We start from the raw sequence: 24,918 nt of genomic DNA on the forward strand, positions 1-24,918 counted from the left end.
GACCGAACCGACTACCGTTGAAAAGTTAGCGGATGACCTGTGGATCGGAGTGAAAGGCTAATCAAGCTCGGAGATAGCTGGTTCTCCTCGAAAGCTATTTAGGTAGCGCCTCATGTATCACTGTAGGGGGTAGAGCACTGTTTCGGCTAGGGGGTCATCCCGACTTACCAAACCGATGCAAACTCCGAATACCTACAAGTGCCGAGCATGGGAGACACACGGCGGGTGCTAACGTCCGTCGTGAAAAGGGAAACAACCCAGACCGTCAGCTAAGGTCCCAAAGTCATGGTTAAGTGGGAAACGATGTGGGAAGGCTTAGACAGCTAGGAGGTTGGCTTAGAAGCAGCCACCCTTTAAAGAAAGCGTAATAGCTCACTAGTCGAGTCGGCCTGCGCGGAAGATGTAACGGGGCTCAAACCATGCACCGAAGCTACGGGTATCACCTTTAGGTGATGCGGTAGAGGAGCGTTCTGTAAGCCTGTGAAGGTGAGTTGAGAAGCTTGCTGGAGGTATCAGAAGTGCGAATGCTGACATGAGTAACGACAATGGGAGTGAAAAACTCCCACGCCGAAAGACCAAGGTTTCCTGCGCAACGTTAATCGACGCAGGGTTAGTCGGTCCCTAAGGCGAGGCTGAAAAGCGTAGTCGATGGAAAACAGGTTAATATTCCTGTACTTCCAGTTATTGCGATGGAGGGACGGAGAAGGCTAGGCCAGCTTGGCGTTGGTTGTCCAAGTTTAAGGTGGTAGGCTGAGATCTTAGGCAAATCCGGGATCTYAAGGCCGAGAGCTGATGACGAGTGCTCTTTAGAGCGCGAAGTGGTTGATGCCATGCTTCCAAGAAAAGCTCCTAAGCTTCAGATAACTGGGAACCGTACCCCAAACCGACACAGGTGGTTAGGTAGAGAATACCAAGGCGCTTGAGAGAACTCGGGTGAAGGAACTAGGCAAAATGGCACCGTAACTTCGGGAGAAGGTGCGCCGGCGAGGGTGAAGGACTTGCTCCGTAAGCCCATGCCGGTCGAAGATACCAGGCCGCTGCGACTGTTTATTAAAAACACAGCACTCTGCAAACACGAAAGTGGACGTATAGGGTGTGACGCCTGCCCGGTGCCGGAAGGTTAATTGATGGGGTTAGCGCAAGCGAAGCTCTTGATCGAAGCCCCGGTAAACGGCGGCCGTAACTATAACGGTCCTAAGGTAGCGAAATTCCTTGTCGGGTAAGTTCCGACCTGCACGAATGGCGTAACGATGGCGGCGCTGTCTCCACCCGAGACTCAGTGAAATTGAAATCGCTGTGAAGATGCAGTGTATCCGCGGCTAGACGGAAAGACCCCGTGAACCTTTACTATAGCTTTGCACTGGACTTTGAGCTTGCTTGTGTAGGATAGGTGGGAGGCTTTGAAGTGGGGACGCCAGTTCTCATGGAGCCATCCTTGAAATACCACCCTGGCAACCTTGAGGTTCTAACTCAGGTCCGTTATCCGGATCGAGGACAGTGTATGGTGGGTAGTTTGACTGGGGCGGTCTCCTCCCAAAGAGTAACGGAGGAGTACGAAGGTGCGCTCAGACCGGTCGGAAATCGGTCGTAGAGTATAAAGGCAAAAGCGCGCTTGACTGCGAGACAAACACGTCGAGCAGGTACGAAAGTAGGTCTTAGTGATCCGGTGGTTCTGTATGGAAGGGCCATCGCTCAACGGATAAAAGGTACTCCGGGGATAACAGGCTGATACCGCCCAAGAGTTCATATCGACGGCGGTGTTTGGCACCTCGATGTCGGCTCATCACATCCTGGGGCTGAAGCCGGTCCCAAGGGTATGGCTGTTCGCCATTTAAAGTGGTACGCGAGCTGGGTTTAGAACGTCGTGAGACAGTTCGGTCCCTATCTGCCGTGGACGTTTGAGATTTGAGAGGGGCTGCTCCTAGTACGAGAGGACCGGAGTGGACGAACCTCTGGTGTTCCGGTTGTCACGCCAGTGGCATTGCCGGGTAGCTATGTTCGGAAGAGATAACCGCTGAAAGCATCTAAGCGGGAAACTTGCCTCAAGATGAGATCTCACTGGGATCTTGAATCCCCTGAAGGGCCGTCGAAGACTACGACGTTGATAGGTTGGGTGTGTAAGCGCTGTGAGGCGTTGAGCTAACCAATACTAATTGCCCGTGAGGCTTGACCATATAACACCCAAGCAATCTGCTACGCAGATTGTGGTGGTGAAGACGAAAGACCCGAAAATTCGCACCTTTCACAAAAGCACCACAAATCGCATATCCGAATTAGCCAAGAGTGTTCACAAGACATTCTGGGCAACCGAATTTCTTGACGACCATAGAGCATTGGAACCACCTGATCCCATCCCGAACTCAGTAGTGAAACGATGCATCGCCGATGGTAGTGTGGGGTTTCCCCATGTGAGAGTAGGTCATCGTCAAGATTCATTTCGCAAAACCCCTATCTGCGCATGCAGGTAGGGGTTTTGTCTTTTCCGGATCGGAAAAGATCAACCCCGTGATATGGTTCCCCACCATATCCGCCCGCCTTCACGAGAGCGCCCAATGGCCCACACGACCTCACTGCACCCAGGTTTCATGATCGTCCAGGGCAATCGCCTGGATGATTTGCGCAATCTGGTGGTGAGTGTGATGCGCCGCTTTCCCTTGGCACCGCTGGAAAACGAAATCGCCCTGGTACAGAGCAATGGTATCGCCCAGTGGCTGAAACTGGCGCTGGCCGAGGACCCGCAGGACGACGACCAAGGCGGCTGCGGCATTGCCGCCGCAATCGACGTACAGTTGCCCGGCAGCTTCATGTGGCAGCTGTATCGCGGGGTGCTGGGCCGCGATGAAATCCCCGAAGTGTCGCTGCTCGACAAAGCCCCCCTGACCTGGCGCCTCATGCGCCTGCTGCCGGAGGTCATCGAGCGCCCGCATTTCGAGCCCTTGCGCCGCTTCCTCAACGACGACAGCGACCTGCGCAAACGCTATCAGCTGGCCGAACGCCTGGCCGACCTGTTCGACCAATACCAGGTCTACCGTGCCGACTGGCTCAAGGATTGGGCGGCCGGGGAGCATGTGCTCAACACCGCCCGCGGTGAACGCAAGCCGCTGGCCGCCGGTAACCGCTGGCAGGCCGAGCTGTGGCGAATCCTGCTCGAAGACGTAGGCGAAGAGGGCATGGCCCAGAGTCGCGCCGGTGTGCACCAGCGCTTCATCGAACGTATCAACAGCCTGGAACAAGCGCCCACGGGCCTGCCCGCGCGCTTGATCGTGTTCGGCATCTCATCGCTGCCGGCCCAGATCCTCGAGGCCATGGCCGGCCTGGCACGCTTCAGCCAAGTACTGCTGTGCGTGCACAACCCCTGCCGTCACCACTGGGGCGACATCGTTGCCGACAAGGACCTGCTGCGCCACCAGTACAAACGTCAGCAGCGCAAGCAAGGCATGCCCATGCAGCTGGACGACGAGCTGCTGCACCAGCACGCCCACCCGTTGCTGGCCGCCTGGGGCAAGCAGGGCCGTGACTACATCAACCTGCTCGACAGCTACGACGACCCCGGCAGCTATCAGGCTGTGTTCAGCGATGGCCGCATCGACCTGTTCAGCGACGGTGACCCCAAGACCCTGCTCAACCAGCTGCAGGACGACATCCTTGAACTTCGCCCCCTGGCCGAAACCCGCGAGCAATGGCCCCAGGTGGACCCTGCCAAGGACCGCTCCGTGCGCTTCCACGTGGCCCACAGCCCGCAGCGCGAAGTCGAGATCCTGCACGACCAGCTGCTGGCCCGCTTCAGTGTCGACCCAAGCCTGCGCCCGCGCGACATCATCGTCATGCTCCCCGCCATCGACACCTACGCCCCGCACATTCGCGCGGTGTTCGGCCAGCTGGAGCGCAGCGACCCACGCTATATCCCGTTCACCCTGACCGACCAAGGCCAGCGTGGTCGCGACCCTTTGCTGATCGCCCTGGAACACCTGCTGAAACTGCCCGATAGCCGTTTTGCCGTGAGTGAGGTACTCGACCTGCTGGACGTACCGGCAGTGCGCGCCCGCTTCGCGATCGAGGAAAGCGACCTGCCTACCCTGCACCGCTGGATCGAGGGCGCAGGCATCCGCTGGGGCCTCAGTGCCCGGCAACGCGCCACGCTCGGCTTGCCCGAGGGCCTGGAGCAGAACAGCTGGCGTTTCGGCCTGCGCCGCATGCTGCTGGGGTACGCGGTAGGCGTAGGAGAGGGCTGCGACGGCATCGAGCCCTACGACGAGATCGGCGGGCTCGATGCTGCCCTGATCGGGCCGCTGGTTGCCTTGCTCGACGCCCTGGATATCGCCTGCCAGGCACTGTCGCAGCCGGCCACCGCCACGCAATGGGGCGAGCGCCTGCATGCGCTGCTGCAGATCTTCTTCCTGGCTGAAAACGAGCACGACGAACTGCTCCTGGTGCAGCTCCAGGACCTGCGCGACACCTGGCTGGAAACCTGCGAGGCGGTCAACCTGCAAGACCTGCTACCGCTCACCGTGGTTCGCGAGGCGTGGTTGTCGGGCCTCGACCAGGGCAAGTTGTCCCAGCGTTTCCTCGCAGGCTCCGTGAACTTCTGTACCTTGATGCCCATGCGCGCCATCCCGTTCCGGGTGGTCTGCCTGCTGGGCATGAACGACGGCGACTACCCGCGCGCGCAGCCACCGCTGGACTTCGACCTGATGGCCAGCGACTACCGCCCCGGCGACCGTTCGCGCCGGGAGGACGACCGCTACCTGTTGCTCGAAGCGCTGCTGTCGGCGCGCGACCAACTGTACGTCAGCTGGGTCGGGCGCAGCATCCGCGACAACAGCGAACGCCCAGCCTCGGTGCTGATCGGGCAGTTGCGCGATCATCTGGCCGCCGGTTGGCAACTGGCCAAGGCCAAACCAGGGCAGAAGGACGATGCGGGGCAGCAACTGCTGCATGCCCTGACCCAGGAGCACCCGCTGCAGCCGTTCAGCCAGCGCTATTTCCAGAAAGGCAGCCCGCTGTTCAGCTTTGCCCATGAGTGGCTGGTCCTGCATCAGGACGCCGCAGAGGCCCAGGCAGCCCATGCCCCGCTGTTGCCCTACAGCAGCGATGAGCCATTGAGCCTGATGCAGTTGCAGGATTTCATGCGCCATCCCGTCAGGCACTTCTTCAGTCAGCGCCTGAAAGTCTACTTCGAAGCCCTGGAAGCCCCCACGCCGGACGAAGAGCCCTTCGCCCTCGACGCCCTGCAACGCTACGGCCTGAGTGAAAGCCTGCTGGGTGCCGCGCTGGCCGCGCCGGACAACCCCGAGCAGGCGCTGCAGGCCCAGGCCCGCCGCTTGCAAGCCTGTGGCCTGCTGCCGCTGGCCGGGTTCGGCGAGGCGTTGCAGGCCGAGCTGATCCAGCCCCTGCCAGACCTGCTGCAGCGCCATGGGCAATTGCTGCAGCGCTGGCCAACGCTGGTGGAAGGCGCCTTGCCGATCCACTTCGAACACGGCCTGCACCGCCTCGAGGGCTGGCTGGGCCGGGTCTACCAGGCCGACGACCAGAGCCTGCTGAGCATCGCCACCGTGCCCAACACCCTCAGTGCCGGGCGCAACAGCCTCAAGTGGCACCGGCTGATCCCGGCCTGGGTCATGCACCTGGCCGCCTGCGCCTCGGGCTACCCGTTGCACAGCGCGCTGGTGGCCAGCGACCTGACCCTGCTCCTGGCGCCATTGCCCCAAGGCCAGGCCGCCGAACGGCTGGGCGAACTGCTGGTGGCGCGCCAGGCCGGCATGAACGCCCCCCTGCCGGTCGCGGCCAAGACCGCGTTCGCCTGGCTGGCCCAGGAAGATCCGGACAAGGCGCTTGCCGCCGCCGCCCGCGCCTACGAAGGTGACGGCCTGATCAGCAACGGCGAGCGCAGTGAAAGCCTGGCCCTGGCCCGCCAGTACCACGACTTCGCCGCGCTGGTGCTGGATGAAACCTTCGAAGGCTGGTGCGAAGCCCTGTACCGCCCCCTGTTCGCAGCGCCCTGGCAGACCCTCGGCAACTCGGAGAGCGCCCAATGAGCCAAGCCCGCCCGCTGGCCTTGAGTTTCCCCCTGCACGGCAGCCAGCTGATCGAAGCCAGTGCCGGCACCGGCAAGACCTTCACCATTTCGGCGCTGTACCTGCGGCTGATCCTCGGCCATGGCGGCGAGCAGGGTTTTGCCCGCGAACTGCTGCCCCCGCAGATCCTCGTGGTGACCTTCACCGACGCCGCCACCAAAGAGCTGCGCGAACGCATCCGTGCTCGCCTGGCCGAGGCAGGCCGGTTTTTCCGCGGCGAGCTGGAAGACGCCGACCCGCTGCTGCATCAACTGCGCGACGAATATCCACAGGAGCATTGGCCACGCTGTGCCAGCCGCCTGGAGATCGCCGTGCAGTGGATGGACGAGGCCGCGGTATCGACCATCCACGGCTGGTGCCAGCGCATGCTGCGCGAGCACGCGTTCGACAGTGGCAGCCTGTTCACCCAGAGCCTGGAAACCGACCACAGCGAGCTGCTTGGCCAGGTCATGCGCGACTACTGGCGGCGCTTCTGCTACGGCATGCGCGGCGAATCCCTGGCCTGGGTGCGGGGCCACTGGGGCAGCCCCGATGCCCTGCTGCCACGCATCCGCCCCTTGTTCGGCCGGGTGCGCAGCGAACAGCACGACCAAGACCCGCAACAACTGATCGAAGCGACTCTGCGCGAGCGCACTGAGCAACTGCGCCAGCTCAAGGCGCCATGGGCCGCCTGGGCCGATGAGCTGCAGCAGATCTGCCGCGACGCCGTGGCCGCCAAGCAGGCCGACGGCCGCAAGCTCCAGGCGCGCTACTTCGAGCCCTGGTTCGACAAGCTCAAGGCCTGGGCTGGCGACGATCAAGCCCTGGACCTCGACCTGGGCACCGGCTTCACCCGCCTGACCCCCGACGGCATGGCCGAGGCATGGAAGGTCGGCGAGCCGCCGAGCCATCCAGCCCTGCATGCCATGCAAACCCTGCGCGAACAATTGCAGGGGCTCGCCAGCCCCGAGGTGCGCGTGCTGGAGCATGCCGCCGCCTGGGTCTCGGCCCGCTTCGAAGTGGAAAAGCGCCGTCGCGCCGAAATGGGTTTCGACGACATGCTGCTGCGCCTGCAGCATGCGCTGGCCAGCGAGTCCGGCGAGCGCCTGGCCGGGTTGATCCGCGAGCAGTTCCCGGTCGCGCTGATCGACGAATTCCAGGACACCGACCCGGTGCAATACGGCATCTTCGAGCGCATCTATCGCATCACCGAGAACAACCCGCAAACCGGCCTGTTCATGATCGGCGACCCCAAGCAGGCGATCTACGCCTTCCGTGGCGCCGACATCTTCACCTACCTGGCGGCCCGGCGCGCCACCGCCGGGCGCCTGCACAGCCTGGACACCAACTACCGCTCAAGCCAGGCCATGGTGGCGGCCGTGAACCGGGTCTTCCTGCAGGCCGAGGCGCGTGAGCAAGGCCGCGGCGCCTTCCTGTTCCGCGCCCAGGGCGACAACCCCTTGCCCTTCGTCGAGGTCCGCGCCAAAGGCCGCAGCGAACAGTTGCTGATCGACGGCCAGCCCAGCGCGGCGTTGCACTGCTGGCATCTGCAAAGTGACGAGCCGGTGTCCAACACCCTGTATCGCCAGCGCCTGGCCGCCAGTTGCGCCAGCCATATCGTCGCCGTGCTCAACGGCGGCCAGCAGGGCGTCAGTGGCTTTGCCGGCAGTGACGGCGCACTGCGCCCGTGCCTGCCGTCCGATATCGCCATCCTCGTGCGCGACGGTCGCGAAGCGCAGTTGGTCCGCGCCGAACTGGCGGCCCGCGGGGTGCGCAGCGTCTACCTGTCAGACAAGGATTCGGTGTTCGCCGCCCAGGAAGCCCACGACCTGCTGGCCTGGCTCAAGGCCTGCGCCGAGCCGGACGCCGAGCGCATGCTCAAGGCCGCCCTGGCCAGCCTGACCCTCGGCTTGGCGCTGAGCGAACTGGAGCGCCTGAACCAGGACGAGCGGGTCTGGGAAGGCTGGGTCATGCGCTTTCGCCGTTACCGCGAAATCTGGCAACGCCAAGGCGTATTGCCGATGCTGCGCCGCCTGCTGCACGACTTCCACCTGCCGCGCAGCCTGATGGCGCGCACCGACGGCGAGCGGGTGCTGACCAACCTGCTGCACCTGGCCGAACTGCTGCAGCAGGCGGCCGGCGAGCTGGATGGCGAGCAGGCCTTGATCCGCCACCTGGCCGAGCACCTGGCCAACGCCGGGCAGGCCGGCGAGGAGCAGATCCTGCGCCTGGAAAGCGACGAGCAGTTGGTCAAGGTGGTGACCATCCACAAATCCAAAGGCCTGGAATACCCCCTGGTGTACCTGCCGTTCATCTGCACCAGCAAGCCGGTGGATGGCTCGCGCCTGCCGCTGTCCTGGCATGACGAAGACGGCACGGCACACCTCACGCTCACGCCGGATGCACAGCAGGTCGAGCGTGCCGACGACGAGCGCCTGGCAGAAGACCTGCGCCTGCTCTACGTCGCCCTGACCCGCGCCCAGCACGGTTGCTGGCTGGGTGTCGCCGACCTCAAGCGCGGCACCCAGCGCAGCTCGCAGCTGCACCGCTCGGCCCTGGGTTACCTGCTCGGTGGCGGCCTGCCGCTGTCGGCATCCAGCCAACTGGGCGAGTGGCTGCAGGCTCTGGGTGCCGACAGCCCGGCCATCATCAGTGGGCCGCTGCCCGAGGCCGACGAGCAAAGCTACCGCACCCCCGCGAACGACAGCGAGCTGTTGCCAGCACGCAAACCTCGACGGGCCGCCGCCGAGCAGTGGTGGATCGCCTCCTACAGTGCGCTGCGTGTCGGCGATCAGACGCTTATCGCCGACAGCTCCCAGGCCCAACAACTGCTGGACGACGAAGCACTGGACAGCCAGTTGCTGCGCGAAGTGCCGGCCGAGTCCGGTGATATCCACCGCTTCCCCCGTGGGCCCAACCCCGGCACCTTCCTCCATGGCCTGCTCGAATGGGCAGGCCAAGAAGGCTTCGCCGCCGTGAGCAGCCAGCTCGAGCTGATCGAGCGCACCGTGGGCCGGCGCTGCAACCGCCGCGACTGGGCCGGCTGGATCCCCACGCTCAGCCAGTGGCTGCAGCAGATGCTGGTGCAGCCCATGCCGTTGCAGGGCGCTACCCTGCAACTGGCGGCGCTGAGCCAGTACCAGATCGAGATGGAGTTCTGGTTCGCCAGCCATCAGGTCGATACCTTGCACCTCGACCAACTGGTGGTTCGCCATACCCATGACGGCGCCGCGCGCCCGGCGCTCCAGCCGACCCAGCTCAACGGCATGTTCAAGGGCTTCATCGACCTGGCGTTCGAGCTGGACGGGCGCTACTACGTGGCCGACTACAAATCCAACTGGCTCGGCCCAGACGCCCAGGCCTATGGCGCCCTGGCCATGGAGCAGGCGATCCTCGAGCACCGCTACGACCTGCAGTACGTGCTCTACCTGCTGGCCCTGCACCGCCAGTTGCGCGCACGCCTGCCCGACTACGACTACGACCGCCATGTCGGCGGTGCCCTGTTCATCTTCCTGCGCGGCACACATTCGACAGGCAACGGCCTATATCACGCCCGCCCGCCACGCGTACTGATCGAAGCCCTCGATGCGCTGTTCCGTGGCGAGCACGCGCCCGCGCAGCAGGACCTGTTTGCTGGAGCCACGCCATGAGCCGCAGCCTCGACGACCTTCTGCCGACCCCACTGCAGGCCGAGCACCTGAGCGCTCTGGCGCCACTGCACGACAGCCACGACCTGCTGGCCCTGCTCGACCGCTGGGTGGAGCGGGGCTGGCTGCGTGCGCTGGACCGGGCCTTCGTCGGCTTCCTCGAAGAACTCGCCCCGGGCAGCGATCCGTTGGTGCTGCTGGCGGCGGCGCTGGCCAGCCACCAACTGGGTCACGGCCATGTCTGCCTCGACCTTGCCCAGACCCTGGCCGAGCCGGACTTCGCGCTGTCGCTGCCGCCAGAAGGCGATGCCCTGGCTGGGCCGCTGCTGCTGCCTTCGCAGTTGCTGGCCAGCCTCGACCTGAACACCTGGTTGCAGCGCATCAGCGATAGCCAGCTGGTGGCGGCAGGCGACAGCAGCGCACAGCGCCCTCTGGTGCGCAGTGGTGAACGTCTGTACCTGCGCCGCTATTGGTCTTACGAGCGGCGCATCGACGGCGCATTGCACGAGCGCCTGGCCCGTCAGCAGCCGTTGCAGGCCGATCTGTCCGTGCGCCTGGCGCAACTGTTCGACAACGGCACGCCGGCCGTCGAGGTGGATTGGCAAAAACTCGCCTGCGCCCTGGCCACCCGTGCCGGTTTCAGCGTCATCACCGGCGGCCCCGGCACCGGCAAGACCACCACGGTGGTGCGGCTGTTGGCCCTGCTGCAGGCGCCGGCGGTAGAGCAGGGCCGGCCCCTGCGCATTCGCCTCGCGGCGCCCACCGGCAAGGCCGCGGCGCGCTTGACCGAGTCCATCGGCCAGCAGGTCGAGCGCTTGCGGGTCGACAGCGCGGTGCGCGCGCAGATCCCCACCGACGTCAGCACCGTGCACCGCCTGCTCGGCAGCCGCCCGGGCTCGCGCCACTTCCGGCATAACGCCGGCAACCTGTTGCCACTGGATGTGCTGGTGATCGACGAGGCGTCGATGATCGACCTGGAAATGATGGCCAACCTGCTCGACGCCTTGCCACCCAATGCGCGGCTGGTATTGCTGGGCGACAAGGACCAGTTGGCCTCGGTGGAAGCGGGTGCGGTGCTGGGCGACCTATGCCGCGACGCCGAAGACGGCTGCTATTGGCCGCAGACCCAGGCCTGGCTGGAGCAGATAGGCGGCCAATCGCTGGCCAACAGCGGCCTGAAACCGGGCGAAAGCCCGCGCAACCCGCTGGCCCAGCAGATCGTCATGCTGCGCCATTCCCGGCGTTTCGGTGAGGGCAGCGGCATCGGCCAACTGGCACGGCTGGTCAACCGCCAGCAGGCCCTAGAGGCCCGCGCGCTGCTGGCCAGCAAGCCCGATGACGTCTTCTGCCTGACCCTCGGCGGCGAGCACGACAAGCGCTTCGACCGCCTGCTGCTCGACGGCCTCAACCGCGGCGTCGAGGGCCCCCAGGGCTATCGCAACTATCTGCGCAACATCGGCCGCCTGCGCCCGCCACCAGGCACCCCGGCGGACGATCCGCGCTGGGAACACTGGGCCGGCGAAGTGCTGAGCCGTTTCGAGGACTTTCAGCTGCTGTGCGCGGTGCGCAAGGGCGCCTGGGGCGTCGAAGGCCTGAACCAGCGGGTGGAGCGGGTGCTGCACAATGCCGGGCTGATCGACAGCCAGCAGCTGTGGTACGAGGGGCGCCCGGTACTGGTAACCCGCAACGACTACGGCCTCGGCCTGATGAACGGTGATATCGGCATTGCCCTGCGCCTGCCCGATGACCAGGGCCAGGCCCCGCTGCGCGTGGCCTTCCCGCGTAACGACGGCAGTGGCGGGGTGCGTTTTGTCCTGCCCAGCCGCCTGAGCGAGGTGGAAACCGTGTTCGCCATGACCGTGCACAAGTCCCAGGGCTCGGAGTTCAGCCACACCGCGCTGGTGCTGCCCGACGCACTCAACCCGGTGCTGACCAAGGAGCTGGTGTACACCGGCATTACCCGGGCCAAGCACTGCTTCAGCCTGATCGAGCCGCGCAGCGGAGTGTTCGAGGAGGCTGTGGGGCGCAGGGTAAGACGTGTTTCGGGGCTGATGCTGGAACAACTGTGATACGGGCGTACCACGTTGCTGTGCTATCGTTGCGGCATTATCTGGCAACTTTTTGAGAGATTTCCCACATGACAGTGGCTGTCTCGGTTTTGAGGCGGGTGAAGGATTGCGCGCGCTCGCTGCTGATGGCCACGCTGTTGCTGACCGGCGTGTCCGCCCAGGCGCTGGCCGGCGAGCCGAGCACGCAGGCGCAGCAACGGGCCAAGGCAGTGACCCAGGTAGTGCTGGGCATCCTCAGCTATGCCCGCTGGCCCGCCGAACCCAACCCCCTGCGCCTGTGCCTGGTCGGCCCCACCGAATACGCCGACGACCTGATCAAAGGCACGCTGCAGAGTTCCGGGCAGCCACTGCAGGTGCGCCGACTGCTGGCCGGCAATGCCAGCCTGGCCAGTGCCTGTGATGCCGTTTACATCGGCAAGCTCGAACCCGGCGAGCGTGATCGCCTGTTCCAGGCAATCAGCGGTCACCCGGTACTGAGCATCACCGAAGCCGACGACCCCTGCACCGTGGGCAGCCTGTTCTGCCTGCGGGTCAGCGATCAGCAGGTGGCCTTCGACGTCAACCTCGATTCGGTAGCGCGCAGCGGCGTGCGCATCCACCCCAGCGTGCTGCAGTTGTCGCGGCGGCGGGCGGCGCAGCCATGAGCGGCCCTGACCAGCGCATGCCCCGGCCGACCCTGCGAGCGGTGCTGGGGCGTGGTCACCTGGGCATTGCCCTGCTCGCCGCCGGCCTGGCCGGGGTCCTGGTGACCCTGCTCGGGGTGGCCGCCCTGCGCGTTTACGCCAACCACAACCTGCATTTGATCGCCCGTTCCATCAACTACACCGTCGAAGCCGCCGTTGTGTTCGACGACAGCCCCGCCGCCAATGAGGCACTGGCGCTGATCGCCGCGACCGAAGAGGTGGCCGACGCCAAGGTCTTCAACAACGATGGTGAACTGCTCGCCCACTGGCAGCGCGATGACCGAACCCTGATGGCACGGCTGCAAAGCCAGGTGGCGCGGACCCTGCTGGAGCAGCCGATCAACTTGCCGGTGCAGCACATGGGCCAGAAGGTCGGGCATATCGAACTGGTCGGCCAGGGCGGCAGCCTGCTGCGCTTTTTGCTCAGTGGCCTGCTCGGGATCCTGCTGTGCACGGTGGTCAGCGCGGTGCTGGCGTTGTACCTGTCGCGCCGGCTGTTCGCCGACATCATCCGCCCGTTGCGTCACTTGGCCAGCGTGGCTCACGCCGCGCGCCGCGAGCGCAGTTTCGACCGCCGTGTGCCAGAAGCACAGATCGCTGAACTCAACGAACTGGGCAACGACTTCAATGCGCTGCTCGACGAGCTGGAGGTCTGGCACAGCCACCTGCAAAGCGAAAACGAAACCCTCGCCCACCAGGCCAGCCACGACAGCCTCACCGGGCTGCCCAACCGCGCCTTCTTCGAGGGCCGCTTGAACCGCAGCCTGCGCACTGCCGAACGTCAGGACGAGCGCCTGGCCCTGCTGTTCCTGGACAGCGACCATTTCAAGCAGATCAACGACAGCCTCGGCCATGCCGTGGGTGACGAAGTGCTGATCACTATCGCCAGCCGGGTACGTGCGCAACTGCGTGAGCATGACCTGGTGGCGCGCCTGGGCGGCGACGAGTTCGCCGTGCTGCTGGCGCCGCTGCCGGCGCGTGAAGATGCCCAGCGCATCGCCGAGAAGATCATCGCCAGCATGCAGCTGCCGATCCTGCTGGAGGATGGCACCCGCATCACCAGCTCGCTCAGTGTCGGTATCGCCTATTACCCGGACGACGGCCACGACCCGGCCAGTCTGCTCAATGCCGCCGATGCGGCGATGTACCAGGCCAAGCGCATGCGCCGTGGCCATTGGCAAGTGGCGCAGACGGAACGCTGCGCCACTGATGTAAAAAGCACAGGAGCTGAACCGTGATCGACCGTTTGCTAACGCTGCGTTTCCCGTTGTTCGCTATGGCCCTGGCCCTGCTCGCCCTCGGCGGCTGCCAGAGCGTACCGCCCAAGGGCCTGACCCCGGAGCAAGTGGCCGTGCTCAAGCGCGAAGGCTTTGCACCTGTCGATGAGGGCTGGGCGTTCGATCTGTCCGGCAAGGTGCTGTTCGGCAGCGACCTGGACGGCCTCAACAGCCAGAGCGAAGCCATCGTCGAGCGCATCGGCAAGGCGCTGCTGTCGGTGGATATCCAGCGCGTGCGCATCGACGGCCACGCCGATGCCTCAGGCAAGGCGGCCTACAACCAGCAACTGTCCGAACGCCGCGCCCAGAGCGTGGCCAAGGCGCTGATTGGCATCGGCATGCAACCGCAGAACATCCAGACTCGCGGTTTGGGCAGCAGCCAGCCGGTGGCCGACAACCGCAGCAGCGCCGGGCGGATGGAGAATCGCCGGGTGTCGATCGTGGTGGCGTCGGATTGATGTTCAGTTACGTGTTGCTCGTCGGCAATGGGCTGGTCGGGAAAGTATTTTCCATTGCATTAAAGAGCTTGAAGACAGCATCAGTGCCGAATTGGCCATTTTCGCCTTTCAGTGCTTTGAGAGCCGAGCCAGCAACGACTGTTGCATCGTCTCCCTGAAACCCATGCTTAATCAGCAATTCGCGGACTTGCATCTCAATCAACTCACACTGTTCATCGTCTTCTTGTAGTTCGGCCTTATTGAGAAACACCACAACAGCCTTGATGTCTAGCTGGCTGCAGAGTTTGAGGTGCTCGTCAGTCTGTTCTTCCGGCCCCTCGACGGCCGAACAGACCAGGATGGCTCCATCAATTTTTGGGGCCTTAGCGAGAGTGTTTTTGACCTGTTCGGCATTTCCCACGCAATCCACGTGGGAGTAACAACGTTTCGTTGATTCAAGCGAAATGGGTGAGGCACTAGTGGCTGCTAGACGGGCCTGGTCTTCGACGCTGATGCTAGTGTCACCGAAGTTGATGACGCTTGAACTGAAGATTTCAGCGCTATAGCGAATAAGAGCGGCGGTCAGGGTCGTTTTTCCGTGGCCTGCGTGACCGATAGTCACAACGTTGGATTGTGGTTTTGAACGTATGAATCCCATGGTGCAGGTCTCCAGTCGACTCAATGTTGAAGCTATTAGAGACCGGCTTGTAATCACTGGCTACTGGCAAAAATGTCAGGTAAAGACGTCATGGATAGGCATACCGCGTGCTTGATAGTCAAACACGCGGCCTGGCCTGGACCAGCCGGTGACGGGCAATCGCACCAGCGGCGGGCGTATGGAAAATCGGAGGGCGTCGATCGTGGTGGCGTCGGACTGAGTGAGGCCTACTCAATAATTTGGGTAACAACGCCGCTGCCGACGATTTTCCCGGCCTCCGCCATGCTGAAGCGCAGGTCGTCTTCCAGTGCCATTGCTGCGATCAAGGTGACAGTCATCTGAATGATCTCACCTGGTTGGACCATCTCAACACCTTCCGGCAGTTCGCAGCAGCCGGTCACGTCCGTGGTACGGAAGTAGAACTGAGGACGGTAGCCTTTGAAGAACGGAGTGTGACGACCGCCTTCTTCCTTGGATAGAACGTGGACTTTTGCGGCGAATTTGGTGTGCGACTTGATTGAGCCGGGCTTGGCCAGAACCTGGCCGCGCTCAACGTCTTCACGTTTGAGGCCGTCCAGCAGAACGACGCAGTTCTCACCAGCCCGGCCTTCGTCAAGCGGCTTGCCGAATCCCTCGACGCCCTTGCAAACAGTGGCTGTGGTATCACGCAGGCCGATGATTTCCAGCGGGTCCTCAACGCGGACGATACCACGCTCGATACGACCGGTAGCAACGGTACCACGACCCGAAATCGAGAATACGTCTTCGATCCGCATCAGAAACGGTTGGTCGATGGCACGAACTGGATTTGGGATGTAGGTATCCAAAGCCTCTACCAGCTTCTTGACAGCGGTAGTGCCCATTTCGTTGTCGTCTTTGCCTTCCAGAGCCATACGAGCCGAACCGGCGATGATCGGGATGTCGTCGCCTGGCAAGCCGTATTGGGACAACAAATCGCGAACTTCAATCTCGACCAGTTCCAGCAGCTCAGCGTCTTCAACCAGGTCAGCCTTGTTCAGGAAGACCACGATGTACGGAACGCCAACCTGACGGGACAGCCGGATGTGCTCACGAGTTTGTGGCATCGGACCATCGGCGGCCGAGCAAACCAGGATCGCGCCGTCCATCTGGGCAGCACCTGCGATCATGTTACTCACTCGGTCAGAACTACCTGGAAAGTCAGCGTGACCGTAGTGACGAATGTTCGAGGTGTATTCGACTTGAGGGATGTTGATGCTGAGCGCTTTTTTTTCTGAAGCCAAGTCGATCTTGTCGAGCGCAACAACGGCCGAACCGAAAACTTCGGCGCAAACGCGGGTCAGCGCTGCGGTCAGAGTGCTCTTGCCGTGCTCAGCGTGGCCAATGGTGCCGACGTTAACGTGGAGAAGGGAACGATCAGATTGTTGAGTAGCCATTTTTTCAGCTCCATGAAGTTGCCTGGCACTGATTAACAGTGAACCCTCACGGCGTGCTCTGAGCTACTGGCAAAATTGCTAGGTCGCGGGTGAGGCGTCGTGAACATCATGTGCTGGATCTAGCGAGCAGGAGGTCAAACCGAAATCGTCGATTTTTTCCGATCAGATTGCGGTGCAGTCGAGCCAGCGACAGGATGCTGTGGAAGCAACTGTCTTGGGTCGGTGCAAGGCCAGGTTGGCGCTGATATCACCATCGCGAATGGCGCATTGGGCTGCTACGCAAATAGCTTGAGGCCAGGGCGTCTCCGGAGTGGCAGGCAGATGCAGCTCACGGTACGCCCTGCGACGTGTTCCGCGAAAGGGCCGCAAAGCGGCCCCAATGCTGCAGGTTTCACTGCCCCAAGGTCACCCCTTCTCCTTCATCGCCTCCAGCTTGCCGACCTGCTCGCTGGCCAGCCGGCTGATGATCCGGATCGCCTGATGAATCCCCGCCGTATTGCGAAAGCTCAGCTGCGGGTTGTGCTCGCACTCCAGCACCTCGTCATGCTGGACCAGTGCTTCACCGAGCAATTCGAGGGTCCAGGCGTAGCTTTGGATGGTGGACAGGCGTTCGTGGTCAGTCATGGGATGCCTCCCGGCTTGCGCGGGTGGCGAGGGATTGGCTGTCGATCGGGTAGAAGGTTGGGGACGGGGTTGCCGCGGGGGATGGGCGGCGGAGAGCGGATGCGAGGATCCTCAGTATCGTGGTGGTCATGCATGAGTTCCTTTCGTTATGGAACTGCCACCGCTCGCGGCCAAGCAAGTTTAGGTGGCAGCAGTACGCGGGTTGGCCGACCGGGACGAAAGGGGCCCGGCACACCCGAAGGTGTCCCGCGCACCACCGCCATGACGCGACATCGCGGGCACAAAAAAAGCGCCTGCGATGAAGACTGGGCGCTGCTGCGCCTTTCGATTCCGACCGGCCAAGGTCGCGTCACCGATGCTCCGACGACTGGGAAAATCTATCTTTGTTGGGCGCAAGGCACAACCTTGGGGCGCTGACTTCGGGAGATTTCTCCTTGTCGCCTGTGACTAATCGGCGAAGTGTATCTCGCGAGTCTCCCCCATCAACAACGGCGCATTCGCCTCGGTCACCTCACGGATGTAATCCCACAACAACGTAATCCGCTTGAGCTTGCGCAAATCCTCCCGGCAGTACATCCAGAACTGCCGCGTCACCTCGATTTCCTCCGGCAACACCGTCACCAACCGCGGATCCTGCGCCGCCAGGAAGCACGGCAAAATCGCCAGCCCGCGCCCCTGCAACGCCGCCGTGTACTGGGCGATCACGCTGGTACTGCGCAGGTGGGCCTGGGCATTGGGGATCAGGTTCGCCAGGTACAAAAGCTCCGAACTGAATGCCAGATCGTCGACGTAACTGATGAACGGATGGTTCGCCAGGTCGCTCACCGCGCGAATCGGCGCGTGGTTGTCGAGGTAATTCTGGGTGGCATACAGCCGCAGCCGGTAGTCGCACAGCTTGCAGCACACATAGGGCCCATGCTCCGGCCGCTCCAGGGCGATGACGATATCGGCCTCGCGCTTGGACAGGCTGATGAAGTGCGGCAACGGCAGGATATCCACCGAGATCGCCGGCCAGGCATCGACGAAATGGCTCAGCTGCGGGGTGACGAAGAAGCTGCCGAAGCCTTCGGTGCAGCCCATGCGCACATGCCCCGACAACGCCACGCCCGAGCCCGAGACCTGCTCGCAGGCCATGTGCAGGGTGCTCTCGATCGACTCGGCGTAGCCCAGCAGGCGCTGGCCTTCGGCGGTGAGGACGAAGCCGTTGGTGCGCGACTTCTCGAACAACAAGGTACCCAGCGCCCCTTCCAGTGAGCCGATGCGCCGCGACACCGTGGTGTAGTCCACGGCCAGGCGCTTGGCCGCACTGCTGGCCTTGCGGGTGCGCGCTACCTCAAGAAAGAACTTGAGGTCGTCCCAGTTCAGCGCGCTCAGGGAGGTGAGGTCTTTTTGCATGATGATCCGGTTTTTTTGTTCATTCTTGTTGGATGTTTGCACATCTATACTCGATCTCAGCCCCTACACGCCACCCCGTGTCCACCCCGGCGTAGGCGTCTTCGTTCCGACAATAATTCCAAGGAGAGCGCAGATGAACGCACCCCACAACCCCAGCCAGACCAAGGTCGAACAGGTAAAGCTGCTGATCGACGGCCAATGGGTCGAGTCCAAGACCACCGAGTGGCGCGACATCGTCAACCCGGCCACCCAGCAAGTGCTGGCGCGGGTGCCGTTTGCCACCGCCGATGAAGTGAACGCCGCCGTGGCCGCCGCCGAACGCGCCTTCAAGACCTGGCGCGACACCCCGATCGGCGCGCGCATGCGCATCATGCTCAAGCTGCAGGCGCTGATCCGCGAACACAGCAAACGCATCGCCGTGACCCTCAGCGCCGAGCAGGGCAAGACCATTGCCGACGCCGAAGGCGACATCTTCCGCGGCCTGGAAGTGGTCGAGCACGCCGCCTCCATCGGCACGCTGCAGATGGGCGAATTCGCCGAGAACGTTGCCAGCGGTGTCGACACCTACACCCTGCGCCAGCCGATCGGTGTGTGCGCCGGCATCACCCCCTTCAACTTCCCGGCGATGATCCCGCTGTGGATGTTCCCGATGGCCATCGTCTGCGGCAACACCTTCGTGCTCAAGCCGTCCGAACAGGACCCGCTGTCGACCATGATGCTGGTGGAGCTGGCGCTGGAAGCCGGGATCCCGGCTGGCGTACTCAACGTGGTACACGGCGGCAAGCAGGTGGTCGACGGCATCTGCACCCACCCGGACATCAAGGCGATCTCGTTCGTCGGCTCCACCGAAGTCGGCACCCACGTCTACAACCTGGGCAGCCAGCACGGCAAGCGCGTGCAGTCGATGATGGGCGCGAAGAACCACGCGGTGGTACTGCCCGACGCCAATCGCACCCAGACCATCAACGCACTGGTCGGTGCTGCGTTCGGCGCCGCCGGCCAGCGCTGCATGGCCACCTCGGTGGCGGTGCTGGTGGGCAAGGCCCGCGACTGGCTGCCGGACATCAAGGACGCGGCCAGCAAGCTCAAGGTCAATGCCGGCAACGAGCCGGGTACCGACGTCGGCCCAGTGGTGTCCAAGCGCGCCAAGGAGCGTGTGTTGGGCCTGATCGAAAGCGGCATCAAGGAAGGCGCCAAGCTGGAGCTGGACGGCCGTGACGTGAAGGTGCCGGGCTACGAGCAGGGCAACTTCGTCGGCCCGACCCTGTTCTCCGGGGTCAAGACCGACATGCAGGTGTACACCCAGGAAATCTTCGGCCCGGTACTGGTCACGCTGGAGGTGGACACCCTCGACGAGGCCATCGCCCTGGTCAACGCCAACCCGTTCGGCAACGGTACCGGCCTGTTCACCCAGAGCGGCGCTGCGGCGCGCAAGTTCCAGAGCGAGATCGACATCGGCCAGGTCGGCATCAACATCCCGATCCCGGTACCGGTGCCGTACTTCAGCTTCACCGGCTCGCGCGGCTCCAAGCTCGGCGACCTCGGCCCGTACGGCAAGCAGGTGGTGCAGTTCTACACTCAGACCAAGACCGTCACCGCCCGCTGGTTCGACGATGACAGCGTCAACGACGGTGTAAACACCACCATCAGCCTGCGCTAAGGAGTTGACCATGCGTATCGCATTCATCGGCCTGGGCAACATGGGCGCGCCCATGGCCCGCAACCTGATCAAGGCCGGGCACGCGCTGAACCTGTTCGACCTGAACAAGACCGTACTGGCAGAGCTTGCCGAACTGGGTGGGCAGGTGAGCGCCTCGCCCAAGGAGGCCGCGGCCAACAGCGAGCTGGTGATCACCATGCTGCCGGCCGCTGCCCATGTGCGCAGTGTCTACCTGGACGAAGAGACCGGCGTGCTGGCCGGCATCCGCCCCGGCACCCCGACCGTGGACTGCAGCACCATCGACCCGCAGACCGCCCGCGACGTGTCCAAGGCTGCGGCGGCCAAGGGCATCGACATGGGTGACGCGCCGGTGTCCGGCGGCACCGGCGGCGCGGCGGCCGGCACCCTGACCTTCATGGTCGGTGCCAGCAGCGAGCTGTTCGCCAGCCTCAAGCCGGTGCTGGAGCAGATGGGCCGCAACATCGTGCACTGCGGCGAGGTAGGTACCGGGCAGATCGCCAAGATCTGCAACAACCTGCTGCTGGGCATCTCGATGATCGGCGTGTCCGAGGCCATGGCCCTGGGCAATGCGCTGGGCATCGACACCAAGGTACTGGCCGGGATCATCAACAGCTCGACCGGGCGCTGCTGGAGTTCGGACACCTACAACCCGTGGCCGGGCATCATCGAGACCGCACCGGCCTCGCGCGGCTACACCGGCGGCTTCGGCGCCGAATTGATGCTCAAGGACCTGGGCCTGGCCACCGAGGCCGCACGCCAGGCGCACCAGCCGGTGATCATGGGCGCCGTGGCCCAGCAGCTGTACCAGGCCATGAGCCTGCGCGGCGAAGGCGGCAAGGATTTCTCGGCGATCGTCGAGGGGTATCGCAAGAAGGATTGATGGGCGAGAGGGACTTCATCGCGGACCGGATGGTCCTCCCCCTTGTAACTGCGCACCTTGGGGGAGGGGCATGCGTTTCGCGATTTTTTTTGCCCTTCTGAATTGGCGTCTGGATCGTGGGAGCGGGCTTGCCCTGCGATGGTGTTTGACCAGGCTGCATCGTTGTCCCGCCGGACGTCATCGCGGGGCAAGTCGCATCGGCGCACCGCCGCTCCCACGATTACGGCTTCAGGCAAACACGAAATACTTGCGCACCGTCTCGACCACTTCCCAGGTGCCTTTCATCCCCGGTTCGATCACGAACACATCCCCTGCCTTCAGGTGCTTGGGCTCTTCACCTTCCGGGGTGACGATGCAGTAGCCATCGAGGAAGTGGCAGAACTCCCACTTTTCGTAGTTGACCTCGAACTTGCCCGGGGTGCAGATCCAGGTGCCCATGATCTTGCTGCCGTCGGCCGACAGGTAGGCGTTGAGGTTGACGGTGTGCGGGTCGCCGCCGATGCGCTTCCACTTGGTCGCGTCGACCACCGGGGTGGGGCAGGTTTCGCGCAGGACGGTGATGAAATCGGACATGGCGTGGCTCCAGGCAACTAGTGATTGAACGCATCACCTTAGGGCCAGGCGTCGTCGGCCAGTTGCCTGTGCTCGACGCCTGGCTGTCTGGATGCGCTATCCGGCCTGCTGGCTCGGGCTGTGCGCCACACCGGCGCAGGCCTGAGCGAAGCTCAGCGCAGGGTATTCACCTCCACGGTGATGTGCGCCAGCTCTTCATGCACCCCAAGCGCCTTGCGCACGCTGTCTGCGCTCAGTGCGCCAGCAGTGGCCAGGCTGACGATGCAGGCGTACTGGTCCTTGCCGACGCGCCACACATGCAGGTCGGTGATGGCCGCGGCCACTGGCAGTTGCGCCACCACCTCACGGATCTCCTCGACCACTGGCGCATCCATTTCGGCGTCCAGCAGCACCCGCCCGGTATCGCGCAGCAGGCCTTTGGCCCACAGCGCCACCAGCAGTGCGCCGACCAGGCCCATGACCGGGTCGAGCCAGGCGGCACCCCACAGTTTGCCGGCCACCAGGGCAACGATCGCCAGCACCGAAGTGGCGGCGTCGGCGATCACATGCAGGTAGGCCGAGCGCAGGTTGAGGTCGTGGTGGTGATGGGCGTGGTCATGTGCATGCTCGTGATGATGCGTGTGGTCATCGCGCAGCAGCCAGGCGCAGATCAGGTTTACCGCAAGGCCGATCACGGCGATGAAGATCGCCTCGTCGTAATGGATGGCGCCTGGCGTCAGCAGCCGTTCAACCGATTGGAACGCCATCAGTGCGGCCACCCCAAGCAGCAACAGAGCGCTGGAGTAGCCGCCGAGAATCTCGATTTTCCAGGTGCCGAAGGCAAAACGACGGTCACCTGCATAGCGCCGCGCAGCGGCGTAGGCCAGCAGCGACAGGCCGAGCGCCAGGGCGTGGGAACTCATGTGCCAGCCGTCGGCCAGCAGGGCCATGGAGTTGAAGAACCAGCCACCGGCGATCTCCGCCACCATCATCACGGCAGTCAGCCATACCGCCAGCCGCGTCTTGCGCTCGGCACCGAGGTTGCTGGTATGGAACTGGTGGCTGTGCAGCCAGCGGTCGGAGGTTTGCGTGGTCATGGTTTATCATGCTCCCGGAAATACGTGAAATATACTATACCCCAGTATACCTGCAGTGATGGAAGCAGAATGGCACATACCCTCAAGAGCAAGAAGCAGCTGCTGACCCGGGTGCGCAAGATCAAAGGCCAGGCAGCCGCGCTGGAGACCGCGCTGGAGCAGGAAAAAGACTGCCTGGCGATCCTGCAGCAGATCGCCGCCGTGCGCGGTGCAGTGAACGGGCTGATGGCCGAAATGATGGAAGGGCATATCCGCGAGCATCTGGTGGCGGAGGGGCTGAGCGCCGAGGAGCGGTTGGAGGAGGCCGACAAGGTAGCTTCGCTGTTGCGCTCCTACCTGAAATAGCGTTCGGCAACACCGCGAGGCTGGTCGGAGCCCCGGCTGGTCTCGCGATACGCTCTACAACTGCTCACGCACAGCGGCAATCACCTCAGGTATACCCCTCCCCAGTACCTCAGGTGGGGTCGGGCTTTCGCCGAACTCGCGCCAGACGAACAACGTCAGTTCCGCCCCGTCGGTCTTCGACAGGGCGTGCTCCAGCGAGCCGAACTGTTGCAGCGCACGGTAACGCTCATCCGCCCAGAACAGCGCCTCGACCCAGTCGTGGACCGGGATGAAGTGAAAGTGCAGCGGGCAACCCGGTACATGCCCGAAGCGCCCGATGTACAGCCACTTGGGCGCGAGCGCTTGCTCCATGGCCCGTTGCAGCCTGGCCATCAGCCGGCCCATGTCCGCCAGCGCCTGGTCGGGCAGGTCGGCCAGGCTGTCGACCGGCGCCCGCGAACCCAGCATCAGGTAGCCGGGCAGGCGCGACGTCAGGTGATGGTTGACGATCCAGTGCTCGCTCTCGTGGACGATGTATTCCCCGGGAATGTTCATCGACTCACGCCCACCAGTAGCGCACGAAGTGGAAGAACACCGGCGCTGCGAAACACACCGAATCCATGCGGTCGAGCATGCCGCCATGGCCTTCGATCATGTGCCCCCAGTCCTTCACCCCGCGGTCACGCTTGATCGCCGACATCACCAGCCCGCCGAAGAAGCCCATGGCATTTACGGTCAGCGCCATCAGCGCCGCCTGCCAGAAGGTGAACGGGGTGATCCAGCACAGCAGCGCGCCCACCAGGGTGGCCAGCGCCACGCCGCCAGCCAGGCCTTCGACGGTTTTCGACGGCGACAGGTTGGGCGCCACCTTGCGCTTGCCGAACAGCTTGCCGCACACGTACTGCAGCACGTCGCTGATCTGCACCACCAGAATCAGCCAGGCGATCAGCAGCAGGTTGCGGCCTTCGAAGCCAGGGATCTCGAGGGTCATCAGCGCAGGCACCGACGACACGCAGTACACCGCGATCATCAGCCCCCATTGCACCTTCGAGGCGCGCTCGAGGAAGCGCGTGGTATCGCCGCCGAAGCTGGCGAGGATCGGCAGCAGCAGGAACAGGTACACCGGGATGAAGATGCTGAACAGCCCGTACCAGTCCATGGCGATCAGCAGGTACTGCACCGGCAGCGCCACGTAGAACGCCGCCACCAGCGCCGGATAGTCGCTGCGCCGGGTCGGGGTGAGGGTCATGAACTCGCGCAGGGCGTAGAACGACACGCCGTAGAACAGCACGATCACCCCGTATTTGCCGAACACGAAGGCGATGCCGATCACCAGCACCATCACCCACCAGGCATTGATGCGTGCGTTGAGGTTGTCGATGACCGCGTGGGGGGCAGGGCCGGCGCGCCACTTGAGCAGGCGGCCGATGGCGCTGGCCAGCAGCAGCAGGGCGCCGATGCCGGCGAACAGCGAAAGGGTGTTGTGATCCATCTCAGGCATCCTTCGGGGCCAGGTTCAGCAGGGCCTCGCGGGCCCGCTCGAGAAATGCGTGTTTGCCTTCGTCCGCCTGCAGGTGCAGCGGCTCGCCGAAACTCAAGGTGCACAGCAGTGGCAGCGGCAGGGCACGGCCCTTGGGCATGACCCGGTTGAGGTTGGCGATCCACACCGGCACCAGCTCGACCTGCGGGTTGGCCGCGGCCAGGTGGAACAGGCCGCTCTTGAAGGGCAGCAGCGGCTCGTCACCGAGGTTGCGCGTGCCTTCCGGGAAGAAGATCAGCGAGTCGCCCTGGGCGAACGCGTCGAGCACCGGTTGCAGCGGGTTGCCCTCGGCCGGCGAACGCGTGCGATCGATCAGCACGGCGTTGAACACCCGGCGGATGAGGAAGTCGCGAATACCGGGCTTGCACCAGTAGTCGGCCCCCGCCACGGGGCGGGTGTGGCGGCGCAGGGGGGCGGGCAGTGCCGCCCACAGCAGCACGAAGTCACCGTGGCTGCTGTGGTTGGCAAAGTACAGGCGTTGTACCGGCTGCGGTGTGCAACCCAGCCACAGGGCGCGGGCGCCGGTGATCAGGCGGGCGGCGGAGGTGATGACGATGGCGGTCAGGCTGGCGAGCATGGCGGCGGT

The 24,918-nt window shown here is 63.8% G+C and carries 18 protein-coding genes and 2 rRNA genes (1 of these 20 only partly in view); 11 read left to right on the top strand and 9 right to left on the bottom strand.

The genetic code is table 11. The annotated features are described in order from the left end of the window. The 8 genes from RTH46_RS07555 to RTH46_RS07590 all read left to right on the top strand — a co-directional run. A 23S ribosomal RNA gene (locus RTH46_RS07555) occupies positions 1 to 2,174 on the top strand (it extends 720 nt beyond the left edge of the window). A 141-nt stretch (positions 2,175 to 2,315) separates the two neighbouring features. Beyond that, positions 2,316 to 2,431: ribosomal RNA gene (gene rrf, locus RTH46_RS07560) — 5S ribosomal RNA — on the top strand. Between the two features lie 121 nt (positions 2,432 to 2,552). Further along, positions 2,553 to 6,035, top strand: a complete 3,483-nt coding sequence (recC, locus tag RTH46_RS07565) for an exodeoxyribonuclease V subunit gamma (RefSeq protein WP_316905344.1) — start codon at positions 2,553 to 2,555, stop codon at positions 6,033 to 6,035. Then, on the top strand, positions 6,032 to 9,703 hold the full coding sequence (recB, locus tag RTH46_RS07570; RefSeq protein WP_316905345.1) for an exodeoxyribonuclease V subunit beta: 3,672 nt from the start codon (positions 6,032 to 6,034) through the stop codon (positions 9,701 to 9,703). Before recC ends, recB begins: the two co-directional genes overlap by 4 nt. Next, positions 9,700 to 11,769 (top strand): exodeoxyribonuclease V subunit alpha, encoded by a 2,070-nt coding sequence (gene recD, locus RTH46_RS07575; RefSeq protein ID WP_316905346.1) that lies wholly within the window; start codon positions 9,700 to 9,702, stop codon positions 11,767 to 11,769. The genes recB and recD overlap by 4 nt, the downstream gene beginning before the upstream one ends. A 68-nt stretch (positions 11,770 to 11,837) precedes the next feature. After that, complete coding sequence (locus RTH46_RS07580) at positions 11,838 to 12,413, top strand: YfiR family protein (protein WP_153788697.1); 576 nt, start codon at positions 11,838 to 11,840, stop codon at positions 12,411 to 12,413. Then, positions 12,410 to 13,690: a diguanylate cyclase domain-containing protein gene (locus tag RTH46_RS07585; protein WP_316905347.1), complete on the top strand. Its 1,281-nt coding sequence runs from the start codon at positions 12,410 to 12,412 to the stop codon at positions 13,688 to 13,690. The genes RTH46_RS07580 and RTH46_RS07585 overlap by 4 nt, the downstream gene beginning before the upstream one ends. 38 nt (positions 13,691 to 13,728) lie before the next feature. Further along, positions 13,729 to 14,187 (top strand): OmpA family protein, encoded by a 459-nt coding sequence (locus RTH46_RS07590; RefSeq protein ID WP_316905385.1) that lies wholly within the window; start codon positions 13,729 to 13,731, stop codon positions 14,185 to 14,187. 7 nt (positions 14,188 to 14,194) lie between these two features. Here RTH46_RS07590 and RTH46_RS07595 read toward each other — a convergent pair whose 3' ends face one another. From RTH46_RS07595 to RTH46_RS07610, 4 genes are all read right to left on the bottom strand, one after another. Then, the gene (locus RTH46_RS07595; RefSeq protein ID WP_316905348.1) at positions 14,195 to 14,824 is read right to left on the bottom strand and encodes a GTP-binding protein; all 630 of its coding nucleotides are present in this window, start codon (positions 14,822 to 14,824) and stop codon (positions 14,195 to 14,197) included. A 227-nt stretch (positions 14,825 to 15,051) separates the two neighbouring features. Next, positions 15,052 to 16,239, bottom strand: coding sequence for an elongation factor Tu (gene tuf / locus RTH46_RS07600; protein WP_316905349.1), 1,188 nt, complete (start codon positions 16,237 to 16,239; stop codon positions 15,052 to 15,054). A 405-nt stretch (positions 16,240 to 16,644) separates the two neighbouring features. Further along, positions 16,645 to 16,863, bottom strand: coding sequence for a hypothetical protein (locus RTH46_RS07605; RefSeq protein WP_316905350.1), 219 nt, complete (start codon positions 16,861 to 16,863; stop codon positions 16,645 to 16,647). 447 nt (positions 16,864 to 17,310) lie between these two features. Then, positions 17,311 to 18,258, bottom strand: a complete 948-nt coding sequence (locus RTH46_RS07610; protein WP_316905351.1) for a LysR family transcriptional regulator — start codon at positions 18,256 to 18,258, stop codon at positions 17,311 to 17,313. 133 nt (positions 18,259 to 18,391) lie between these two features. Here RTH46_RS07610 and RTH46_RS07615 point away from each other — a divergent pair, with 133 nt between their 5' ends. Both RTH46_RS07615 and mmsB read left to right on the top strand, forming a co-directional pair. After that, complete coding sequence (locus RTH46_RS07615; protein ID WP_316905352.1) at positions 18,392 to 19,918, top strand: CoA-acylating methylmalonate-semialdehyde dehydrogenase; 1,527 nt, start codon at positions 18,392 to 18,394, stop codon at positions 19,916 to 19,918. Between the two features lie 10 nt (positions 19,919 to 19,928). Continuing rightward, the gene (mmsB, locus tag RTH46_RS07620; protein WP_316905353.1) at positions 19,929 to 20,819 is read left to right on the top strand and encodes a 3-hydroxyisobutyrate dehydrogenase; all 891 of its coding nucleotides are present in this window, start codon (positions 19,929 to 19,931) and stop codon (positions 20,817 to 20,819) included. A gap of 228 nt (positions 20,820 to 21,047) precedes the next feature. On the opposite strand, the gene RTH46_RS07625 is transcribed toward mmsB, so the two are convergent. Both RTH46_RS07625 and dmeF read right to left on the bottom strand, forming a co-directional pair. Continuing rightward, positions 21,048 to 21,392, bottom strand: a complete 345-nt coding sequence (locus RTH46_RS07625; RefSeq protein WP_125465629.1) for a cupin domain-containing protein — start codon at positions 21,390 to 21,392, stop codon at positions 21,048 to 21,050. A 152-nt stretch (positions 21,393 to 21,544) separates the two neighbouring features. After that, positions 21,545 to 22,468 carry a CDF family Co(II)/Ni(II) efflux transporter DmeF gene (gene dmeF / locus RTH46_RS07630; RefSeq protein ID WP_316905354.1) on the bottom strand — a complete coding sequence of 308 codons (924 nt, stop codon included), beginning with the start codon at positions 22,466 to 22,468 and terminating at the stop codon, positions 21,545 to 21,547. A 69-nt stretch (positions 22,469 to 22,537) separates the two neighbouring features. Between dmeF and RTH46_RS07635 the strand changes: the two genes are divergently transcribed. Continuing rightward, positions 22,538 to 22,813 carry a metal/formaldehyde-sensitive transcriptional repressor gene (locus tag RTH46_RS07635; protein WP_110994659.1) on the top strand — a complete coding sequence of 92 codons (276 nt, stop codon included), beginning with the start codon at positions 22,538 to 22,540 and terminating at the stop codon, positions 22,811 to 22,813. A 54-nt stretch (positions 22,814 to 22,867) separates the two neighbouring features. On the opposite strand, the gene RTH46_RS07640 is transcribed toward RTH46_RS07635, so the two are convergent. The 3 genes from RTH46_RS07640 to RTH46_RS07650 are packed head-to-tail and all read right to left on the bottom strand — an operon-like array spanning position 22,868 to position 24,909. Next, positions 22,868 to 23,347 carry an HIT family protein gene (locus RTH46_RS07640; protein ID WP_153788690.1) on the bottom strand — a complete coding sequence of 160 codons (480 nt, stop codon included), beginning with the start codon at positions 23,345 to 23,347 and terminating at the stop codon, positions 22,868 to 22,870. A 4-nt stretch (positions 23,348 to 23,351) separates the two neighbouring features. Further along, the gene (locus RTH46_RS07645; RefSeq protein WP_153788689.1) at positions 23,352 to 24,284 is read right to left on the bottom strand and encodes a phosphatidate cytidylyltransferase; all 933 of its coding nucleotides are present in this window, start codon (positions 24,282 to 24,284) and stop codon (positions 23,352 to 23,354) included. A 1-nt stretch (position 24,285) separates the two neighbouring features. Then, a complete protein-coding gene (locus RTH46_RS07650) occupies positions 24,286 to 24,909 on the bottom strand; it encodes a lysophospholipid acyltransferase family protein (protein ID WP_153788688.1) in 624 nt (207 codons plus the stop codon). Between the last annotated feature and the right edge of the window lie 9 nt (positions 24,910 to 24,918).

The organism is Pseudomonas sp. zfem004 (genome assembly GCF_032621715.1).
In the GTDB taxonomy this organism is placed as follows: domain Bacteria; phylum Pseudomonadota; class Gammaproteobacteria; order Pseudomonadales; family Pseudomonadaceae; genus Aquipseudomonas; species Aquipseudomonas sichuanensis.